At 72.7% G+C, this 19,647-nt stretch carries 17 protein-coding genes; 4 read left to right on the top strand and 13 right to left on the bottom strand.

Annotation, left to right across the window (positions count from 1 at the left end; genetic code table 11):
* Positions 1 to 274 precede the first annotated feature (274 nt).
* Positions 275 to 994: an SLATT domain-containing protein gene (locus FHS39_RS14455; RefSeq protein ID WP_184350197.1), complete on the top strand. Its 720-nt coding sequence runs from the start codon at positions 275 to 277 to the stop codon at positions 992 to 994.
* Between the two features lie 49 nt (positions 995 to 1,043).
* Here the strand turns inward: FHS39_RS14455 and FHS39_RS14460 are convergent, their stop codons facing one another.
* From FHS39_RS14460 to FHS39_RS14475, 4 genes are all read right to left on the bottom strand, one after another.
* On the bottom strand, positions 1,044 to 1,694 hold the full coding sequence (locus tag FHS39_RS14460) for a hypothetical protein (protein ID WP_184349759.1): 651 nt from the start codon (positions 1,692 to 1,694) through the stop codon (positions 1,044 to 1,046).
* 130 nt (positions 1,695 to 1,824) lie between these two features.
* Positions 1,825 to 4,299 (bottom strand): dolichyl-phosphate beta-glucosyltransferase, encoded by a 2,475-nt coding sequence (locus tag FHS39_RS14465; protein ID WP_184349760.1) that lies wholly within the window; start codon positions 4,297 to 4,299, stop codon positions 1,825 to 1,827.
* Between the two features lie 104 nt (positions 4,300 to 4,403).
* A complete protein-coding gene (locus FHS39_RS14470; protein WP_184349761.1) occupies positions 4,404 to 5,075 on the bottom strand; it encodes a GntR family transcriptional regulator in 672 nt (223 codons plus the stop codon).
* Between the two features lie 195 nt (positions 5,076 to 5,270).
* Positions 5,271 to 6,629, bottom strand: a complete 1,359-nt coding sequence (locus FHS39_RS14475) for an aminotransferase class III-fold pyridoxal phosphate-dependent enzyme (RefSeq protein WP_184349762.1) — start codon at positions 6,627 to 6,629, stop codon at positions 5,271 to 5,273.
* A gap of 313 nt (positions 6,630 to 6,942) precedes the next feature.
* Between FHS39_RS14475 and FHS39_RS14480 the strand changes: the two genes are divergently transcribed.
* Positions 6,943 to 7,146: a cold-shock protein gene (locus FHS39_RS14480; protein WP_184349763.1), complete on the top strand. Its 204-nt coding sequence runs from the start codon at positions 6,943 to 6,945 to the stop codon at positions 7,144 to 7,146.
* 131 nt (positions 7,147 to 7,277) lie between these two features.
* Complete coding sequence (locus FHS39_RS14485; protein ID WP_184349764.1) at positions 7,278 to 9,017, top strand: serine/threonine-protein kinase; 1,740 nt, start codon at positions 7,278 to 7,280, stop codon at positions 9,015 to 9,017.
* Positions 9,018 to 9,074: 57 nt separating this feature from the next.
* Here the strand turns inward: FHS39_RS14485 and FHS39_RS14490 are convergent, their stop codons facing one another.
* Positions 9,075 to 10,361, bottom strand: coding sequence for an adenylosuccinate synthase (locus tag FHS39_RS14490; protein ID WP_184349765.1), 1,287 nt, complete (start codon positions 10,359 to 10,361; stop codon positions 9,075 to 9,077).
* A 177-nt stretch (positions 10,362 to 10,538) separates the two neighbouring features.
* On the opposite strand from FHS39_RS14490, the gene FHS39_RS14495 reads away from it, so the two are divergent.
* The gene (locus FHS39_RS14495; RefSeq protein WP_184349766.1) at positions 10,539 to 11,453 is read left to right on the top strand and encodes a diacylglycerol kinase; all 915 of its coding nucleotides are present in this window, start codon (positions 10,539 to 10,541) and stop codon (positions 11,451 to 11,453) included.
* On the opposite strand, the gene FHS39_RS14500 is transcribed toward FHS39_RS14495, so the two are convergent.
* The 8 genes from FHS39_RS14500 to fbaA all read right to left on the bottom strand — a co-directional run bounded on the left by FHS39_RS14500 (position 11,420) and on the right by fbaA (position 19,534).
* Positions 11,420 to 12,079, bottom strand: coding sequence for a response regulator (locus FHS39_RS14500; protein WP_184349767.1), 660 nt, complete (start codon positions 12,077 to 12,079; stop codon positions 11,420 to 11,422). The two genes, FHS39_RS14495 and FHS39_RS14500, sit on opposite strands and share 34 nt — an antisense overlap.
* A complete protein-coding gene (locus FHS39_RS14505; protein ID WP_184350198.1) occupies positions 12,076 to 13,344 on the bottom strand; it encodes a sensor histidine kinase in 1,269 nt (422 codons plus the stop codon). Before FHS39_RS14505 ends, FHS39_RS14500 begins: the two co-directional genes overlap by 4 nt.
* Positions 13,345 to 13,473: 129 nt before the next feature.
* The gene (locus FHS39_RS14510) at positions 13,474 to 14,187 is read right to left on the bottom strand and encodes an alpha/beta hydrolase fold domain-containing protein (protein ID WP_184349768.1); all 714 of its coding nucleotides are present in this window, start codon (positions 14,185 to 14,187) and stop codon (positions 13,474 to 13,476) included.
* Positions 14,184 to 15,389 carry a kynureninase gene (gene kynU / locus FHS39_RS14515; RefSeq protein ID WP_184349769.1) on the bottom strand — a complete coding sequence of 402 codons (1,206 nt, stop codon included), beginning with the start codon at positions 15,387 to 15,389 and terminating at the stop codon, positions 14,184 to 14,186. Before kynU ends, FHS39_RS14510 begins: the two co-directional genes overlap by 4 nt.
* Positions 15,382 to 16,212 carry a tryptophan 2,3-dioxygenase family protein gene (locus FHS39_RS14520; protein ID WP_184349770.1) on the bottom strand — a complete coding sequence of 277 codons (831 nt, stop codon included), beginning with the start codon at positions 16,210 to 16,212 and terminating at the stop codon, positions 15,382 to 15,384. Before FHS39_RS14520 ends, kynU begins: the two co-directional genes overlap by 8 nt.
* 161 nt (positions 16,213 to 16,373) lie before the next feature.
* Positions 16,374 to 16,787, bottom strand: a complete 414-nt coding sequence (locus FHS39_RS14525; protein WP_184349771.1) for a DUF3151 domain-containing protein — start codon at positions 16,785 to 16,787, stop codon at positions 16,374 to 16,376.
* 94 nt (positions 16,788 to 16,881) lie between these two features.
* Positions 16,882 to 18,369 carry an MFS transporter gene (locus FHS39_RS14530; protein WP_184349772.1) on the bottom strand — a complete coding sequence of 496 codons (1,488 nt, stop codon included), beginning with the start codon at positions 18,367 to 18,369 and terminating at the stop codon, positions 16,882 to 16,884.
* A gap of 142 nt (positions 18,370 to 18,511) precedes the next feature.
* Positions 18,512 to 19,534, bottom strand: a complete 1,023-nt coding sequence (fbaA, locus tag FHS39_RS14535; RefSeq protein ID WP_184349773.1) for a class II fructose-bisphosphate aldolase — start codon at positions 19,532 to 19,534, stop codon at positions 18,512 to 18,514.
* Between the last annotated feature and the right edge of the window lie 113 nt (positions 19,535 to 19,647).

Raw genomic sequence — 19,647 nt, forward strand, 5'->3', positions numbered from 1 at the left:
CACTACGACTCGGGGGCTCCCCCGCACTCGTAGGAACCTCTTGACCGGATCGTCCCGACCCGATCGTTTCGGCGCCCGTAAGGCGTCCATGCCCCGATCGGCGCGCACTCTTTCGGGTGAGGGTCGAAGCGCTCCTATACCTGATACCGCCGCACTTCCGGACGGAAAAGGCGTGATCTTGTGTCCAACGCCAACCGTTCGGCGGTAGGAAGGAGGCTGCGATCACGGTTATGCACGGCGGCGGAGAGGGAGTGCAGGGGTGAGCCAGCCTGAGATGCAACCCGAGGGAGCCCCTCGGGAGCAGCAGGACGGAAAGCACCGAAACGACCTGCGCGGCCGGACCTTCCCCCAGGGGGACTGGGGGGAACCCGCCGTGCGCCTCGACGAGCTGTACCGGTGGGTCGAGAGCGGCGCGCTGTTCCTGGCGGACTGGTATCTCGCCGACCGCGCCTGGAAGCGGCGCTGGGCGCGCGGGCTGCGGGTGGCGGCCGCGGGCTGTGCCGTCGTGGGGGCCGCCCTGCCGCTGCTGGAGCTGACCAAAGTGCTGCGCACGGGCTCGGCTTGGGCGTTTCTGGCGCTGCTCGGGGCGGTGGCCTGTGTGGCCTGCGACCGCTACTTCGGGCTGACGTCGGGATGGATGCGGGCGGTGGCCACGGCGCAGGCGGTGCAGCGCCGGCTGGAGGTGCTGCAGTTCGACTGGGCGTCGGAGTGCGTGCGCGAGGTGCTCGGCCCGACCGAGGGCACGGCCAGCGAGGCGGCCGAGCGCTGCCTGTCCGTGCTGCGGCGCTTCTGCGAGGACGTCTCCGAGCTCGTACGGGCCGAAACGGCCGACTGGATGGTGGAGTTCAGGGCCGGTCCGGCGCCGCTGCTGACGCAGTCGCTGGTGGCGTGGGGCCCGCGGGGCGAGGGGGGCGGGCCCATCGGCCGGTTCCCGCTGCCGCCGCACACCCGGCCCAACATGCCGCGGCAGCGGCCCCCGGAGTCACCCCGCTGAGACCCACGGCCCGGTGCGCGCCCGGAGGCGCACGCCGGGCCCTCACCGGTCAGCTGAAGACGATCATCGAGCCCTGGCCGAGGCTCCGGGTGGCAGCGGCGTGCAGCCCCAGCCAGACGTGCCGCTCGCGCGCGAAGGGGCCGTCGCCCTGCGGCGCGGGCGCCGCGCGCTCTTCAAGGCTGGTGGGATGGTCGGGAGCGGCGGGCGCCGCAGGGGGGTTGGCGGGATCGATGCCCAGCACCGGTGCCACGGCATGGAGTTCGCGCAGCAGGCCGTGGCTGGATCCCAGCGGGCCGCCGCCTTCGAGGAGTTCGTCATTGGACAGCGGGTGGGCGAAGTCCACCGGCACGTAGGCGCCCGCGTGGTCGTAGTGCCACACCAGGTGCGACTGCTGGGCGGTGGTGGTGAACATCTCCAGCAACTGCTCGTAGTCGCCGCCGAGTTCGTCGACCGGGGTGACGGCCAGGCCGCACAGGTCGAGCAGGTAGGCCCGGCGCAGGAAGTGCAGCGCGTCGTAGTCGAATCCGGCGACCGGCGCCACGTCGCCGGACAGTCCCGGCATGTAGCCGAAGACGGGCACGGGCGGCAGGCCGGCCTCGCCAAGGGCCTTGTCGTACGCGGCGATCTCCTCGGCGAAGGGGTTGTCGGGGCTGTGGCACAGCACGTCGACAAGGGGGACAAGCCAGAGGTCACAGGCCACGTGAACTCACTCTCGTGTCGCGTTTATGCGATGGTCGGGCCAGAGTAGTGCCGCTCAGCCGGTTGTCACACAGGGTCGACGGACATCGAGGCCCCGGCTCCGCTTGCCGTGCCGCCCGTGGGCCCGCCGGTCAGCGGGCCCCCTGGACGTCCCACACCCACACGCCGCCGACGCGCTGCGGGCGGCTTCCGGTGAGCGCGGTGACCGTCTCGCGCAGCGCCGTGACGTTGTCCTGGTCGGCGAGGACGAGGGCGTCGGCGCGCCAGAAGGCGAGGTCGTTCTCGAACAGGCGGCGCTGCCGGTTGTCGACGGCCGGCACCTTGCCGCTCTCGCGGACCGTGCGCAGCAGCTCGGACGTGGGGCGCGGTGCTGGCCCGTAGATGCCGGTGCGGTCCGGCCCCCAGGGCCCGTTGAAATAGCCGCCGGGGAAGGCGAAGCCCATGTCCGCCTCGATCTGCCAGCCCAGGGCCGCGGTGTCGGAAGGGGCGGGCACCGGCACAGGCACCAGGGAGCGGCCGGGGCGTACGTGCTCACGCCAGGTGCCGTCGGCGATGAAGGCGGGCACCGGGGCGCGCTCGGTGACCCGGTACGGGGTGGGGACCAGCGGCAGCAGCGCCACGGCGAGGGCGGCCCAGCCGAGCAGCCGGCGCGAGCTCTCGCGCTCGCTGCGCAGCCGCCGCACGGCCAGCCGGTCGCAGGCGAGGGCGAGGAGGATGCCGAGGGCGGGCACGCAGACCATGGCCGTGCGCGACTCGAGGACCGATTCGAAGAACGGCATCTTGGCGACGAGCCGCCAGGGGCCCGGCAGCGTCCTGTCCGTGCCGAGCAGCGGGATGTTCTGGCCGAGCGAGAGCACGGCGGCGGCCAGCGCGGTGAAGCCGAGGGCGCGCACGCGGGGCTGGTCGCGCAGCCGGACCACGATCGCGACGGCGACGACGAGGAGCGGCCAGCCGAAGAAGGCGTTCTCCTCGGTGCGGTTGACCGACAGCGAGGCGGCAATCTTCGCGTCGCCCGCGAGCGAGCGGGTGGCGAACTCCAGCAGGGCCATCGGGTTGTTGCCGACCTGGCCGTGCAGGACGCTGCGGTAGCTCTGCGGCCCGTAGAACTGCCAGGCCACCGGGAAGAGCACCAGCGGTACGGCGACGAGTGCGGCGATGCCGAGGCCGCGCAGCAGGCGCGGGGCGAGGGCGCGGGCGGTGTCCGGGGAGGCGAGGGCGTAGCCGAAGGCGAAGAGGACGAGGCCGGTGAGGGCCAGCAGCAGCGCTTCCTCGCCGAGGAAGATCTGGTAGGCGAGGAAGAGGCCGAGGACGACGGCGTCGCGGGTGGCGCGGCGGCCGCGGGCGGGGCCCTCGCACAGCCGCAGCATCCGGTCGATGATCAGCGGCATCATGAACAGCACCACGAAGTTGGGGTGCGCGTTGCCGTGGGAGATCATCGGCGGGGCGAAGCCGCAGAAGGCGCCGCCCAGTGCGGCCGCCCAGCGGGAACGGACGAAGCGCCTGGCTATCAGCCAGTACCAGGAGAAGGCCGTCGCGGCCAGGCCGCCGGTGAGCACCACGGCCCAGGTGACGTGGGCGCCGAGGGCGAGGGTGAGGGGCGCGAGGGGGACGGAGAGGCCCAGCATGGCGGTGTTCGCCATGAGGTTCACGCCCAGCGGGTAGTTCTGCAGGTCGCTGAAGAGCGGGTTGTGCAGGTGCGCGACGTTGTCGGCGGTGACCGCGAAGAACCACTCCCACTGCTGCTGGTCCTGGCCGGAGTCGGCCAGGTAGCTGTGGCCCGGGCCGCCCCAGAGGCCGGCGTAGAGCACGAAGGCGCAGAAGAGGTAGAGCGCCGGCACGGCCAGACGGGCCGGCCGCGGCGCGCCCCAGCGCAGCCGGACGAGTTCGGCGAGGACGGTGGGGTAGGCGAACGGGCGGACCTTGGAGCCGGGCTGGTGCGCCCAGCGCACGGGCACCTCGGCGACCTCCCAGTCCGCTTGGTGGAAGAAGCGCAGTATCTCGACGTCGTACCCCCAGCCGTCCAGCCGGGAACGCGCGAAGGCGGTACGGACCTTGTCGCCGTCGAAGAGTTTGAAGCCGCACTGGGTGTCGTGGATGCCGGGCACCGCGGCAGCGCGAATCAGCAGGGCGCCCATGCGGCCCATGACCTCGCGCAGCGCGTGCTGGCGGACGGCTATGCGGGAGCCGGGCAGGGCGCGGGAGCCGACGGCCGCGGTGGCGCCCTCGTCCATCCGGCGCGTCAGCAGGTCCAGCTCCTCGATGGGGGTGGCCAGGTCGGCGTCGGTGACCAGGACGCGGCGGCCGCGCGAGGCGAGGACGCCGGTGCGCACGGCGTGGCCCTTGCCGCGGTTTGCGGGGGTGCTCAGCAGCCGGATGCGGGGCTCTTCGGCGCGGGCCGCCTCGGTGAGGGCCACGGTGCCGTCGGTGGAGCCGTCGTCGACGACGATCAGCTCCCACTCCGCGTCGAGGGTCTCCAGGTGGGCGCGGATCGCGGTGAGGGTGGGGGCGAGCCGGTCCTCCTCGTTGTACGCCGGGACGATCACCGTCAGACCGACGGTCGCAGTTGCGGTCGCCACGGACGCGTCCGACGGTTGTGTCTTGGGCATCACGAGTGGTGGACGTCCTCAAACGATCGAAAGGTTGCGTAACCGGCGGTGTCTTCCGTGCGGACCATAATCCGATTGCCGATGGCGCCGGACAAACCCCGACCCTATTCGGTCAGCCCATCGATCAGTGCCAGCGAATGATCGTTGTAGGCGGTGACGAGCGCCTGGGCCCGTTCGACATCCCGGCAGGCCACGGCCTCCACCAGTTCGCCGTGGCCGTGCCACAGCTTCCCGCGCAGATCGCCGAGCCGCCGCAGCAGTGGCACCGTGAAGATCCAGCTCTGCACCCGTACCCGGTCCAGGAAATCGGATATGTAGGGGTTGCCGACAAGGGCGGCGAGTTCGCGCCAGAAACGCAGGTCGTAGCCGATGAGTATGTCGAGGTCGCCCGCGCACGCCGCGCGCCCGGCCTCTTCCGCGCGGCGCCGCACGGAGGCCAGCGCCTGGGGCGTCGCGTCCTGCAGCGCCTGCCGGGCGGAGCGGCGGAACATGCCCTCGACGATCAGGGTGCGGGCCTCGATCATGTCGCGGAAGTCGGCGTAGGAGAACTCCCGCACCCGGTAGCCCTTGTGCAGCTCCACGTCGAGCAGGCCCTGCGAGCACAGGTCGAGCAGCGCCTCGCGGACCGGGGTGGCCGAGACGCCGTACGCCTCGGCGATCTCCTTGACGGTGAACTGCCGCCCCGCCGGGAGACGTCCCGCGATCACCTCGTCGCGCAAGGCGTCGGCGATCTGCGAGCGCAGTGTCGTGCGCTTGACCGCCTCGCTGCCGGGCATGGTGTCCGCTCTCCCCTTCCGTGACCGTACGCAGCGACATGCGAACGGCCCTCGCAACAAGATAGGCGAGGGCCGCAGCAGAGCGTACGGTCGTCCGCACGCGGGAGCGCACGGCGAGGGAACGCTACACGTCCAGGGGCGAAAGCGGTACGACCGGGGTCATAAAGGAGCCGGACCGCCCTGCTTCCCCGGGCGTCAGACGGTGTACCGGTCGGCCACCGTCAGCGCCTCGTCCAGGGCGGCCAGGCCCTCCTTCGCCTCGGCCTCGGTGACGGTGCAGGGCGGCACGACGTGGGTGCGGTTCATGTTCACGAACGGCCACAGCCCCGCCTTCTTGCAGGCGGCCGCGAAGGCGCCCATGGGGGCGGCCGCCTCGCCGGAGGCGTTGTAGGGCACCAGCGGCTCCCGGGTGACGCGGTCCTTGACCAGTTCGAGCGCCCAGAACACCCCGAGGCCGCGCACCTCGCCGACCGAGGGGTGCCGCTCGGCCAGTTCGCGCAGGCCCGGCCCGAGGACGCTCTCGCCGATGCGGGCGGCGTTCTCGACGATGCCCTCCTCGGCCATCGCGTTGATCGTCGCCACCGCGGAGGCACACGCCAGCGGATGGCCGGAATACGTCAGTCCGCCGGGGTAGGGGCGCCGGTCGAAGGTCGCGGCGATCTCGGCGGAGATCGCCACGCCGCCCAGCGGCACATAGCCGGAGTTGACGCCCTTGGCGAAGGTCAGCAGGTCGGGCGTGACGCGCCAGTGGTCGGCGGCGAACCACTCGCCCGTCCGCCCGAAGCCCGCCATCACCTCGTCGAGCACGAAGACGATGCCGTACCGGTCGCAGATCTCCCGGACGCCCGCGAGGTATCCGGCGGGCGGCACCAGGATGCCGGCCGTGCCGACGATCGTCTCCAGGATGATCGCGGCGACGGTCTGCGGCCCCTCGAAGGCGACGACCTCCTCCAGGTGCGCCAGCGCCCGCTCGCACTCCTGCTCCTCGGTCGTCGCGTGGAAGTGCGAGCGGTAGAGGTAGGGGCCCCAGAAGTGCACCACGCCCGCCGAGGCGGTGTCGGAGGGCCAACGGCGCGGATCACCGGTCAGATTGATCGCGGCGGCTGTCGCCCCGTGGTACGAGCGGTAGGCGCTGAGCACCTTGGTGCGCCCGGTGTGCAGCCGGGCCATCCGGACGGCGTTCTCCACGGCCTCGGCGCCGCCGTTGGTGAAGAAAACCTTGTCGAGGTCGCCCGGGGTCCGCTCGGCGATCAGCCGCGCCGCCTCGGACCGCACGTCGACGGCGAAGCCCGGCGCGATCGTGCACAGCCTGGCGGCCTGCTCCTGGACCGCGGCCACGACCTTGGGGTGCTGGTGCCCGATGTTGGTGTTGACCAGCTGGGAGGAGAAGTCGAGGTAGCGATTGCCGTCGTAGTCCCAGAAGTACGAGCCCTCGGCGCCCGCGACGGCCAGGGGGTCGACGAGGCCCTGCGCGGACCAGGAGTGGAAGACGTGCGCGCGGTCGGCGGCCTTCACGGCGGCGCCTGCCTGGGGGTCGGGCTGCTGGGTGCTCACGGGCGTGACCTCTGATCTGAAGTGGCCTGCAGTCCGCCCGAGCTTAGGGACGCGCCCGCCCCGCCACCACCGGCAGTGTGTCCGGCATTCGCCGCGGCCGTGGACACAGTGCCGGGTGCGGCGCGGACCGTACGGCCGCTCCGCAAATCGCCGCAACGCAATACCGATTCCAGCCCAATTAGCGTGCTACGTTCCTTCGCAGTTGCAGTTTTGGTACCCATATTGAGTGCGCGCCTGACGGTCTGTGACCTCAGGCGCTCTTGCATTTTCGTGGGGTACGAATTCCCGGCCAGCCTCTATTAAGGAGATCATCTTGGCTACCGGCACCGTAAAGTGGTTCAACTCGGAAAAGGGCTTCGGCTTCATCCAGCAGGACGGCGGTGGAGCCGACGTCTTCGCCCATTACTCCAACATCGCCACCCAGGGCTATCGGGAGCTCCAGCAGGGCCAGAAGGTCACCTTCGACATCACCCAGGGCCAGAAGGGCCCGCAGGCGGAGAACATCCTGCCCGCCTGATCCGCTGCGCCGTCGCCCTGTGCGGCGGCCGGGCATCCGGGGCCGGGGCCCGCACTTTTGCGGTGCGGATACCCGGCCCTTTGCCGTGGCGCTATTCTCCGCGAAGAACCACGGGGGAAGGAGTGCCCGGCATGGATGGTCTGTCGCCGGAGGACCCACGCACACTCGGCGCTTATCGGCTGCTCGCCCGGCTGGGAGCCGGCGGCATGGGCCGGGTCTACCTGGCCCGCTCGGACCGGGGCCGGACGGTCGCCGTCAAACTGGTCCGGCCGGAGCTGGCCGGCCAGGAGGAGTTCCGCCGCCGCTTCCGCCAGGAGGTGCGCGCGGCGCAGCGGGTCGGCGGCGAGTGGACCGCGCCCGTGCTGGACGCGGACACCGAGGCCGACATCCCCTGGGTCGCCACCGGCTACATCGCCGGGCCCTCGCTGAGCCAGGTCGTCGAGGAGGACCACGGACCGCTGCCCGAGCGGTCCGTGCGCGTCCTCGGCGCGGGCCTGGCCCGCGCCCTGCAGGCCGTGCACGCCGCCGGGATCGTCCACCGCGACCTCAAGCCCTCGAACGTCCTGATCACCCTGGACGGCCCGCGCCTCATCGACTTCGGCATCGCCCGCGCGCTGGAGACCGTCACCGACGGCGGCCTCACCCGCACCGGCGCGACCGTCGGCTCGCCCGGCTTCATGTCGCCCGAGCAGGTGCGCGGCGCGCACGTCACGCCCGCCAGCGACATCTTCTGCCTCGGCTCGGTGCTCGCCTACGCGGCCACCGGCCGGATGCCGTTCGGCACCGCCGACAGCGGGGTGCACGCGCTGATGTACCGCATCGCGCAGGAGGAGCCCGACCTCACCGGGGTGCCGGACCCGCTGCGTCCGCTGATCGCCGCGTTCCTCGCCAAGGACCCCGCCGAGCGCCCGACGCCGGAACAGGTCCTGGAACGCACGGGCGTTCAGGACCTGCTGCCGGAACTGCGGTTCGTGGAGCCCTGGCTGCCGGGCCAGTTGGTGGCCCAGCTGGCGCGGCACGCGGTCCGGCTCCTGGAGGTGGAGGACCCGACCGGAGCGGGGGCGTCCATATCCGGCGGCGCAGCGGCCCCCGCTCCCGCCCCCGCCTCCGAGGCGCCCACCAGCGTCGGCCCGCCGCAGCACATGCGGCTCGACGCGCCGCGGACCGTCACCGCGCCCGCCTCCCAGCCGCTGCCGCCCGCGGCCCCCGCCGGCTACGGCCCGTACCCCCCGACCGTCGTCGCACCCGCACCCGCACCCGCGCCGCGGCGCTCGAAGACCCCCTACATCCTGACCGCCGTGATCCTCGCGGGCCTGCTCACGGGCGGCGGCACCGTCTTCCTGCTCGGCCGCCACACCGACGACGGGGGAGACAAGGGGAACAACGCCGCACCGGCCTCCTCCCCCGCGGCGTCCGCGCCGCCGGGCAGCGCCCCCGTCTCGGCGGCCCCGGCCCCGGTCCCGTCCCCGGCCACGCCCTCGCCGAGCGACGCCAAGAACACCGGCTCCGGCGCCGTACCGCAGACGTTCCTCGGCAACTGGCAGTCCGACTTCAGCACCTCCGGCGGGCCCAACACCCGCCGCATCGTCATCCGTCAGGGGCCCGTCGGCACGACCGTCGCCGACATCAGCGGCAGCGGCACCTCCGACGACGGCACCGTCTACCGCTGCGCCTGGACCGCGCCCCTGGCCGGCGGCGGGGACGCGGGCAGCCCGCTGCGCCTGGGCCCCTCCACCGTCACGCTCGGCGAGCCGGCGGGCGCCTGCCAGCCGGGCACCCCCACCGAGCTGACGATCCTGCCCGACGGCGAGCTGCAACGGCAGTTCACCGGCACCGACAAGGCCCCGCTGACCTACCGCAGGACGAGCTGAGAAACGCCGAGCGCCCCGGCGGTCGATGACCACCGGGGCGCCTTCAGGGCAAGCCGCTTACGACAGGAACGAGTTGATCTCGATCGTCTCGGTGCGGCCCGGGCCCACGCCGATCGCGGAGATCGGCGCGCCGGACATCTCCTCCAGCGCCTTCACGTAGGCCTGCGCGTTCTTCGGCAGGTCGGAGAAGGTCTTGGCCTTGGTGATGTCCTCGGACCAGCCCGGCAGCATCTCGTAGATCGGCTTCGCGTGGTGGAAGTCGCTCTGGCTGTAGGGCAGCTCCTCGACACGCTTGCCGTCGATCTCGTACGCGACGCAGACCGGGATCTGCTCCCAGCCGGTGAGCACGTCGAGCTTGGTGAGGAAGAAGTCCGTCAGGCCGTTCACGCGGGTCGCGTAGCGGGCGATGACGGCGTCGAACCAGCCGCAGCGGCGGTCACGGCCGGTGGTCACACCGCGCTCGTGGCCGATGGTGCGCAGCGCCTCGCCGTCCTCGTCGAACAGCTCGGTCGGGAACGGACCGGCGCCCACGCGGGTGGTGTACGCCTTGAGGATGCCGATCACACGGTTGATCTTCGTCGGGCCGACGCCCGCACCCGTGCAGGCGCCGCCCGCGGTCGGGTTCGAGGAGGTGACGAAGGGGTACGTGCCGTGGTCGACGTCGAGCAGCGTGCCCTGGCCGCCCTCGAAGAGGACGACCTTGCCCTCGTCGATGGCGTTGTTCAGGATCAGCGTGGTGTCGGCGACGTACGGCTTGATCTGGTCCGCGTAGGCCAGCAGCTCCTCGACGATCTTCCCCGCGTCGATGGCGCGGCGGTTGTAGAGCTTCGCCAGGATCTGGTTCTTGAAGTCGAGGGCAGCCTCGACCTTCTGGATCAGGATCGACTCGTCATAGAGGTCCTGGACCCGGATGCCCACGCGGTTGATCTTGTCGGCGTAGGTCGGGCCGATGCCGCGGCCGGTGGTGCCGATCTTCCGCTTGCCGAGGAAGCGTTCCGTCACCTTGTCGACCGTCGTGTGGTACGGCGTGATCAGGTGAGCGTTACCGCTGAGCAGCAGCTTGGACGTGTCGACGCCGCGCTCGTTCAGCCCGCTCAGCTCGGAGAGCAGGACCGCCGGGTCGACGACGACGCCGTTGCCGATGACCGGAGTGCACTCCGGCGAGAGGATTCCGGAAGGGAGAAGGTGCAGCGCATACTTCTGGTCACCTACGACGACCGTGTGGCCGGCGTTGTTGCCACCTTGGTAGCGCACCACATAGTCCACGGATCCACCGAGGAGGTCGGTGGCCTTTCCCTTGCCCTCGTCACCCCACTGAGCACCGAGCAGCACAAGTGCGGGCACAGGCGTACACCCCTTCCGGGCGGGGCATGTCCAACGTGCACAGGTGGCCTCACGCCCGCGTGTTTCGGGCGTTCGCCACTGCTAGAGCCGTCGAACCGGTGCCCCGGATAGACGAAGCCCCTGGCGCAACAGCGACAGGGGCTCTTGCACCGAGAGATTACCTGAGGAAGGACGAAGGTGTCGGCTGCAGACCCGAGCGGACGGCAGCTGCTCGTCGTCATCGACCCGGTCGCCCGGCGTGTGGACGGCGAGTCCACGCGGATTGCGAGGGATGTGCTGTGTGCCGGAGCGGTGGCGAAAATCGCTCTGCCGAGCGGCCCGGAGGAGATCGTCCGGGCCCTCGCCCGGCGCGGCCGGCGCCGGACCGTCGTCATCGGCGACGACCGGGCCCTGCTGCGGATCGTGGGCCTGCTGCACCGGCGGCGCGAGCTGGCCGAGGCTCCGCTGGCGTGGGTGCCGGTCGGCGCGCTGCCCGCGGTGTCGGTGGCGCGCGTGCTGGGGGTGCCGCTGGGGGCCGTGGCGGCCGCCAGAGCCGTCCTGGACGGCTCCGAGCGGCAGCTGGGCCTCCTGTGCGACGACGGCGGCGGGGTGGTCCTGGGCGGCCTGTGGGTGCCCGCCGGGGCCTCTTCCTGCGGCGCGCCCGCCGTCCGGGGCGAGGGTGCGCCGGGCGGCGCCCGTGGGGTGCCGTCCGGTGACGGGCACCAGCCGTGGTGGTCGCCCGCCGCGCGGACGGCCCGTACGGCCCTGACACTGCTGGCGGGGCCCGCGGGGCGGCATCCGCTGCCCGGCGCGGCCCGGCTGCGGGTGGAGGCGGACGGGGTGCTCCTGGCCGACCTGGACCGGCCGGTGGGGCGGGTCGCGGTGGCCGCCGTGGACGGGCTCGCCGAGGTCGTCGTCCACCAGCGGGCCTGTGACCACCCGGTGCGGGCCCGGGCCCACACGGTGACGGTCTCCGGCCCCGACTTCCGCTACCGGGCCGACAACCGCATACGGGGCCCGGTGCGGGTGCGCACGTGGACGGCGCTGCCGGAGGCGTGGCGGCTCACGCTGCCGCGGCCTCAGCCGCCGGGGGTGACCAGCCCGGCCTCGTAGGCGAAGACCGCGGCCTGCGTGCGGTCGCGCAGGCCGAGCTTCACCAGGATGCGGCTGACGTGCGTCTTGACCGTCGACTCGGCGACGACGAGACGGGCGGCGATCTCGGAGTTCGAGCGGCCCTGGGCGACCAGCACCAGGACCTCCGTCTCGCGCTCGGTGAGGTCGCCGATGCGCTCCTGCGTGGGGGCCTTGGGCGCACCCAGGCGGGAGAACTCCTGGATGAGGCGTTTGGTGACGGTGGGCGCCAGCAGGGCCTCCCCGTCGGCCACGATGCGCACGCCGTCGGCGAGCTGGCGGGCGGAGGCGTCCTTGAGCAGGAAGCCGCTGGCTCCGGCCCGCAGCGCCTGGTAGACGTACTCGTCCAGGTCGAAGGTGGTCAGGACGAGCACCTTGGCGTCCGCGTCGGCGGCGACGATCTCCCGGGTCGCCTCCAGGCCGTTGAGCTCCGGCATGCGGATGTCCATCAGGACGACGTCGGGGCGCAGCTCGGCGACCTTCTCGACGGCCTGGCGGCCGTCCACGGCCTCGCCGATCACCTCGATGTCGGGCTGGGCACCCAGCAGCACGGAGAAGCCCTCGCGGACCATCATCTGGTCGTCGACGATGAGAACCCTGATCGTCACGCGGCCGCCTCCTGCGTGGCGACGGGCAGGAAGGCGGCGATCTCGTAGCCGCCGTCCTCGGTGATCTGCACGGTCAGCTCGCCGCCGAGCATCGAGACCCGCTCGCGCATGCCGAGCACGCCGTGGCCGGCGCCCGGGGAGGGCTTGGCCAGGCGGTCGGGGCGGCCGTTGACGATGCGCAGGCCGAGGCCGACGGGCACGTAGGCGATCTCGACGCGCGCCGGGGCGCCGGGGGCGTGGCGCAGGACGTTGCTGAGCGCCTCCTGGACGATGCGGTAGGCGGACAGCTCCACGCCCTGGGGCAGTGGGCGCACGGCGCCGGTGGTGACGTGCTCGACCGCGAGGCCGGCGTCGCGCACGTTGCCCAGGAGGCCGCCCAGATCGGCGAGCGTGGGCTGGGGGGCCTCGGGCGCGGCCGGGCCGAAGGCGTCGGGATTCTCGGACCGTACGACGCCCAGGACGCGGCGCAGCTCGGTCAGGGCGGCCACGGCGTTCTCCCGGATGGTGGAGAAGGCGGCGGCGAGCTCGGGCGGGGTGTCCTGGACGCGGTAGGGCGCGGCCTCGGCCTGGATGGCGACCACGGACATGTGGTGGGCGACGACGTCGTGCAGTTCGCGGGCGATCGTGGTGCGCTCTTCGAGGACGGTGCGGCGGGAGCGCTCGACCTCGGTGACGGCCGCCTGGACGGCGACCTGCCGCTTGGAGTCGCGCAGGCTGCGCCAGGCGCCGAGGACGAAGAGGAGCATGCCGGAGAGCACAGCCATCTCGAACACCTCAGCGTCGGTGCCGTAGCCACGGACGCCGGTCATCAGGATCCCGAAGGCGGTGGTCAGCAGCCACATCTCGGCGGCCACGCGCGGCCGGGTGCGGATCGTGACGAGCGCCATCACCGCGATGTGCGACAGGAAGCCCGGCGCGGTCCAGGGCGAGGCCCCGAAGGCGACGGAGCCGACGAAGGCGGCGCCCATCGACAGCCACCACGCGCCCACCGGCCGGAACAGGGTGGTGAGGAGCGGGATGCCGGCGAGGGCCACGGTCACCAGGCCGGCGATGTCCGGGAGGCGGTCCAGCACCGCCAGCGCCATCAGCGCGGTGAACCCGGCTATGGCCGCGTGCGGCAGCCACCGCACGTAGCGGCGCAGCCGGCCCGGGGCACGGCGCACCAGGAGGTGACCGTCGCCCAGCGGCGGCATCGGCCGCAGGGCGAAGGCGTCGGTGAACAGATCGTCGCGGAGGCTCTCGAGGGCGCTTCTCGCGACGCGCATCTCGCTGCGCGGGCCGTTCGTCTCATACGTATCGGTCACGCCATCAACGGTAGGCAAGGTGTGCGGCTGCGGCGTCCGCACCGGTGGGGATCTGCGGGGGTCCGTCTCAAGTACTACGCGGGTCGGGCTCTATGCGGGCGGGGCGCCGGTGAGGGCGGCGGTCAGCAGGGCGCACTCCGGGGTGCCGGGGGTGATCGGCTCGTAGTGGCCCGCTCCGTCGAGGACGGCGAGGTGTACGGCGGCACCGGCGGCCCGGGCCGCCCGCGCGTAGGCCCGGGAGAAGTCCACGGGGACGTCCTCGTCCACCGTGCCGTGCAGCAGCGTGACCGGCATCCGCGGGGGCGGCAGCCGCATGGGGTCGGCCCCGGCCTCCTGCGCCCGGTCCACCAGCTCCCCCACCGCCCCCGAGCTCAGCCCGAGGGCCCGGGCACGCGCCAGGTCCGCCACGGGTGCGACGGCGACGACGTGGTCGATGCGCGCGATCCGGGCGCGGGGCGAGGCCGCCGCCCACAGGGCGAGGTGGCCCCCGGCCGAGTGCCCGGCCACCACATGCCGGGCGGCAGGGCCGTGGCCGGTGTCCAGGGCCTGCAGGACGTCGTCGAAGGTCTCCGGCCAGCCGCCGCCCCCGCCCACCCGCCGGTACTCCGCCAGCGCCACTTCCAGGCCGCGCGCAGCCAGGGCCCGCGCCAGCGGTTCCAGGTGCCGGCGGTCGTAGGCCTCGCGCCAGAAGCCGCCGTGCAGCAGCGTCACCCGCGTCCGCGCCGGGGCGCCCGGGGGGCGGTGGAAGTCGACGACCTGGCTGGGGTGCGGCCCGTACGCCACGGTCTCGACGGGGGCGGTCACGGGGCCACCGCCTCGGCGAGGACGCGCGCCGCGCTCTCGGCGTCGGCGAAGCGGGTGTAGAGCGGGGCGAAGCCGAAGCGCAGCACGTCCGGCTGCCGGAAGTCGCCGACGACCCCGCGCCGCACGAGCTCCTCCATGACCGCGCCCGCGCCGGAGGGACAGCGCAGGGACACCTGGCTGCCGCGCTCGCCGTGCACGGCCGGGGTGACGGACTCGACCGCGCCCTGCGGTACGTACGCCTCGACGCAGCGCAGGAAGAAATCCGTCAGGGCCAGGCTCTTGGCCCGCACCGCGGCGAGATGGACGCCGTCCCACACCTCCAGGGCCGCTTCCAGGGCGAGGAGGGAAAGGATGGCGGGCGTGCCGACGCGGCCCCGGGCCGAGCCCTGCGCCGGGGTGTAGTCGGGGGACATGGCGAAGGGGTCGGCGTGCGAATTCCAGCCGGGCAGCGGGGAGTCGAAGCGGGGCTGCAGCTCCCGGCGCACATACAGGTAGGCGGGCGAGCCGGGGCCGCCATTGAGGTACTTGTAGGTGCAGCCGACGGCGAAGTCCACGCCGTCCGCGTCGAGTTCCACGGGCAGCGCGCCGGCGCTGTGGCACAGATCCCACACCACGCGCGCCCCGGCGGCGTGCACGGCGGCCGTGATGCCGGGCAGGTCGTGCAGGCGGCCGGTGCGGTAGTCGACGTGGTTGACGAGGGCGACGGCGGTGCGCTCACCGGCCGCGCGGGGCACCTCGCCGGCGGCGACGGCCCGTATGCGGCAGCCGGTCAGCCGGGCCGCGGAGGCGGCGATGTAGCCGTCGGTGGGGAAGGTCTGCGCGTCGACCAGGATCTCGTCGCGACCCGGGCCGGCCAGGCGCACCGCGGCCACGACTGCCTTGAAGACGTTGACACTTGTCGAGTCCCCCGCCACCACCTGCCCGGGCGCGGCCCCCACCAGGTGCCCGATCCGGTCGCCGACCCGCTCGGGCGCGGTCCACCAGCCGGACTCGGTCCAGGACCGGATGCCCAGCCGCCCCCACTCCTGCTCCACGACGCCGGCCAGGCGCGCCGCGACCGTCCGGGGCAGCGCTCCGAGGGAGTTGCCGTCGAGGTAGACGGTGTCGTCGCCGAGCACGAACGCGGCCCGCAGGGGGGCGAGTGCGTCGGCCCCGTCGAGCGCCGTGGCCTCCCGGGCGAGGTCGTGCCCGTCCTCAGACACGGCTGCGCGCCGTCCACAGCTCCGGGAAGACGCTCTTCGCCGCCCGCTTCTCCAGCCATGCCACCCCCGGTGATCCCCCCGTGCCCACCTTGGCGCCCATCGCCCGTCTCGTCGCCACCAGGTGGTCGTTGCGCCAGCGCCACACCAGCTCCGCGACCTCGGTCAGCGCCTCGCCCAGCCGGCATTCGTCGCTGTGCTGGTCGCCCGCGTAGATGCGCTGCCAGACGTCCTCGACGGCCGGGTCGGCCGCATGGCGCTCGGCGGCCTCGCGCTCGCGCACGGACGCGGGTATCCCGTGGCCGCGCCGGAAGAGGAAGCGCAACACCTCGTCGTAGAGGCTCGGGGTGTGCAGCGCCTTCTCCAGCTCGGCGTGGATGTGCGGCGCGCCCTCGTAGGGGACCAGCATGGACGCGGACTTCTCGCCGAGCAGGAACTCCAGCCTGCGGTAGGTCGCCGACTGGAAGCCGGAGGCGTCGCCCAGCGCGGAGCGGAAGGCGTTGAACTGCGCCGGCGTCAGGTGGGCCAGCGGCTCCCAGGAGGCATTGAGCGCCTGGAGCTCGTAGGTGGAGCGCTTGAGCGCGGCCATCGCGCCCGGCAGGTCGTCCCCGCGCAGGGCGCGGGCGGCCGTCTCCCACTCGTGCACGATCACCGTGAACCACAGCTCCATCACCTGGGTGGTGACGAGGAACGCCATCTCGCCGGGGTCGTCGGAGAGGGGCTCTTGGAGGTGGGAGAGCTCCCAGGCCCGTACGTACTCCTCGTACGGGGTGGTGCCGTCGAAGTCGAGGTTGGGTGTTGCATCGAGCCGGGGTTCCGCGGTCACGTCGCCTCCACTGCCGTTTCGCCCGGGGTCGCCGGGCCTACTCGGCGATCATCCGTGCCGGACGCCGCCCGGTGCAAGGCCTGTGGATAACCCGGAACGCCCCGCGGACGGCGGGGTGTTCCGGCCGTGCACGGGGCGTTCGCGGTGCTGTTCGCGGGGCGTCAGCCGAGGGTGTTGGCGGCCGTCGGGGAGCTGTCCCGCAGGAACGTCGAGCAGCGCTCGTACTCCTCCTGCTCGCCGATCGCCTGGGCCGCGCGCGCGAGGGCGTGCAGCGCGCGCAGGAAGCCGCGGTTCGGCTCGTGCTCGAAGGGCACCGGGCCGTGGCCCTTCCAGCCGCTGCGGCGCAGCGCGTCGAGGCCGCGGTGGTAGCCGGTGCGGGCGTACGCGTACGACTCGACGACCCGGCCGCCCTCGAACGCCTCGTCGGCGAGCTGTGCCCACGCCAGCGAGGACGACGGGTACTTGGCGGCCACCTCGGCGGGGGCCGCTCCGGAGGCGAGCAGCTCGCGCGGCTCCGGGTCGTCGGGCAGGTGGGTCGGGGACGGGCCCCCGAGCAGGTTCTCGTGAATGGACATGGACTCCAGTCTGCCCCAGCGCGCGTCGGCGGCCCCAGGCCGTGGCGGGGGGATCTTTGCGTGCCCGTCCGGCTGCTGCACGTTACTGGCGCTGCTAGACGTCACCGGGGTCGAGCGGCGGCGAGGAGACGCCGCAGTGGTATTCGCACTCGGGATGGCACACCGGCCGCCCGGCCCGCCGCACCGTGGCCCAGGCCAGCACCGCGCCCAGCAGCAGCGAGCCCGCGCACCAGAACATCGCCCGGCGGAAGGTCGCCGAGAACGCCACCGGGTCGCGGTAGACGTCCGGGCCCATGCCGGCCAGCAGCGGCAGCGCGGCCACCGCGATCAGCCCGGCCGCGCGGGCCGCGGCGTTGTTGATGCCGCTGGCCAAACCTGCGCGGGCGACGTCGACGGAGGCGAGGACCGTCGAGGTCAGCGGGGCCACCAGCGCCACCATGCCCAGGCCGAGGACGACCAGGGCGGGCAGCACGTCCCGCCAGTACACCGCCCCCGCACCCACCCGTGTCATCAGCACCATGCCCGCCGCGCACAACAGCGGCCCTACGGTCAGCGGCAGGCGCGGCCCGAGCCGCTGGGCGAGCCGTCCCGACTGGGCCGACAGCAGCAGCATCAGCACGGTCGTGGGCAGCAGCGCGGTGCCCGCCTCCAGCGCGGACCACCCCACCACCACCTGCAACTGGAGCACCGAGAGGAAGAAGAAGCCGCTGAAAGCCGCATAGACAAACAGCGTCACCACGTTGATCGCCGAGAACTGCCGGACGGAGAAGATCTCCAGCGGCAGCATCGGATCCGTGCGCCGCCCCTCGACGTACACGAATGCAACGCCCAGCCCCAGGCCCACGACCGCCGGGACGATCACCGAGGCCGATGCGCCGTGGTCGGGGGCGGCGATCAGCGCGTACGTCACCCCGCCCAGGGCCAGCGCACCGAGCGCCGCACCCGCCACGTCGAACCGCCCCCGCCCCTCGGGTCGCGGGCCGCCGGGGACGGTCTCCGGGACGTACCGCAGGGCCACCGGCACACAGACCGCCGCCACCGGCAGGTTGATGAGGAACACCCAGCGCCAGCCCGGCCCGTCCACCAGCCAGCCGCCCACGAACGGCCCGACGGCCGAGGCCACGCCGCCCAGCCCCGACCAGGCGCCCACCGCCGCCGCCCGGTCGTCGGGGTGGAAGACCGACTGGATCAGCGCCAGCGAGCCGGGCGTGAGCAGCGCGCCGCCGACGCCCTGCAGCGCCCGCGCCGCGATCAGCACCCCGGCATGGGGCGCGATCCCGCACAGAAGCGATGCGATCGCAAACCACACCACACCGATCACAAAGACCCGGCGCCGACCGAACCGGTCGCCCAGCGCCCCGCCCAGCAGGAGCAGCCCGGCGAGGGTGAGCATGTAGGCGTTGACGGTCCACTGCAGTACGGCCAGGTCGGCGCCCAGGTCCCGGCCGATGTGCGGCAGGGCCACGTTGACGACCGTGCTGTCCAGCATGGCCATGCCCGAGCCGAGCACCGCCGTCAGCAGCACGGCCCGCCCGGTGGGCGTGCCGAGGCGGACGGCCGGAGCGGGAGCGGAGTCGCTCATGACCGGATCATCCCCCGGCAGCAGGCAGCCTGCCAGCGAAAGGGCCCGGCCCCCGCCCGACGGACGGAGACCGGGCCCGGTGCCCGGCGGTGACGCGGCGAGCGCTGCCTCTACGAGCGCTGCGCCTGCTTCAACAGCGGCGTTACTTCAGCTTGGTGCCGGTGGAGCGCAGGTCGGCGCAGGCCTTGGTGACGCGCTCGGCCATGCTCGCCTCGGCCAGCTTGCCCCAGGTGCGCGGGTCGTAGGTCTTCTTGTCGCCGACCTCGCCGTCGACCTTCAGCACGCCGTCGTAGTTCTTGAACATGTGGGCCGCGACGGGGCGAGTGAAGGCGTACTGGGTGTCGGTGTCGAGGTTCATCTTCACGACGCCGTTCTCCAGCGCGGTGCGGATCTCCTCCTCCGTGGAGCCGGAGCCGCCGTGGAAGACGAAGTCGAACGGGTCGGCCTTGCCGTGCTTGGCGGCGATGCCGTCCTGCAGCTCGCGCAGCAGCTCCGGACGGAGCACGACGTTGCCCGGCTTGTAGACGCCGTGGACGTTGCCGAAGGAGGCGGCCAGCAGGTAGCGGCCCTTCTCGCCCAGGCCCAGGGCCTCGGCGGTCTTCTCCACGTCGGCGACGGTGGTGTAGAGCTCGTCGTTGATCTCGTGGGTGACGCCGTCCTCCTCGCCACCGGTCGGGGTGATCTCGACCTCGAGGATGATCTTCGCCTTGACGGCCTCGGCGAGCAGCTCCTTCGCGATCGCGAGGTTCTCGTCGAGCTTCTCGGCGGAGCCGTCCCACATGTGGGACTGGAAGAGCGGGTTCAGACCGGCGGCGACGCGCTCCTGGGAGATCGCCAGCAGCGGACGGACGTAGCCGTCGAGCTTGTCCTTGGGGCAGTGGTCGGTGTGCAGCGCGATGTTCACCGGGTACTTCTTGGCGACGACGTGCGCGAACTCGGCGAGCGCGACGGCGCCCGAGACCATGTCCTTGCTGTACTGGCCGCCCAGGAACTCCGCACCACCGGTGGAGATCTGGATGATGCCGTCGCTCTCCGCCTCGGCGAAACCTCGGAGGGCGGCGTGGAGGGTCTGCGTCGAGGTGACGTTGATGGCCGGGTAGGCGAACTTGCCTGCCTTCGCCCGGTCGAGCATCTCGTTGTAGACCTCGGGGGTTGCGATGGGCATCTGTCCGCTCCTTGTGATGTGCGGGTACGGGCGTTGTACGGGGCCCTGACCTAGGGGGCGACGGTCATCGTCGGACCCATCTTCCCAGACTCCCTGAAATGCTTCACATGAGG

Origin of the sequence: Streptomyces olivoverticillatus (assembly GCF_014203555.1) — a bacterium.
Classification (GTDB): domain Bacteria; phylum Actinomycetota; class Actinomycetes; order Streptomycetales; family Streptomycetaceae; genus Streptomyces; species Streptomyces olivoverticillatus.

Coding starts and splice junctions, on each gene's coding strand:
- FHS39_RS14505 (WP_184350198.1), bottom strand. CDS start 13,344: ATGCGCGTCGCGAGAAGCGCCCTCGAGAGCCTCCGCGACGATCTGTTC.
- FHS39_RS14455 (WP_184350197.1), top strand. CDS start 275: ATGCAACCCGAGGGAGCCCCTCGGGAGCAGCAGGACGGAAAGCACCGA.
- fbaA (WP_184349773.1), bottom strand. CDS start 19,534: ATGCCCATCGCAACCCCCGAGGTCTACAACGAGATGCTCGACCGGGCG.
- FHS39_RS14530 (WP_184349772.1), bottom strand. CDS start 18,369: ATGAGCGACTCCGCTCCCGCTCCGGCCGTCCGCCTCGGCACGCCCACC.
- FHS39_RS14470 (WP_184349761.1), bottom strand. CDS start 5,075: ATGCCCGGCAGCGAGGCGGTCAAGCGCACGACACTGCGCTCGCAGATC.
- FHS39_RS14525 (WP_184349771.1), bottom strand. CDS start 16,787: ATGTCCATTCACGAGAACCTGCTCGGGGGCCCGTCCCCGACCCACCTG.
- FHS39_RS14465 (WP_184349760.1), bottom strand. CDS start 4,299: ATGCCCAAGACACAACCGTCGGACGCGTCCGTGGCGACCGCAACTGCG.
- FHS39_RS14485 (WP_184349764.1), top strand. CDS start 7,278: ATGGATGGTCTGTCGCCGGAGGACCCACGCACACTCGGCGCTTATCGG.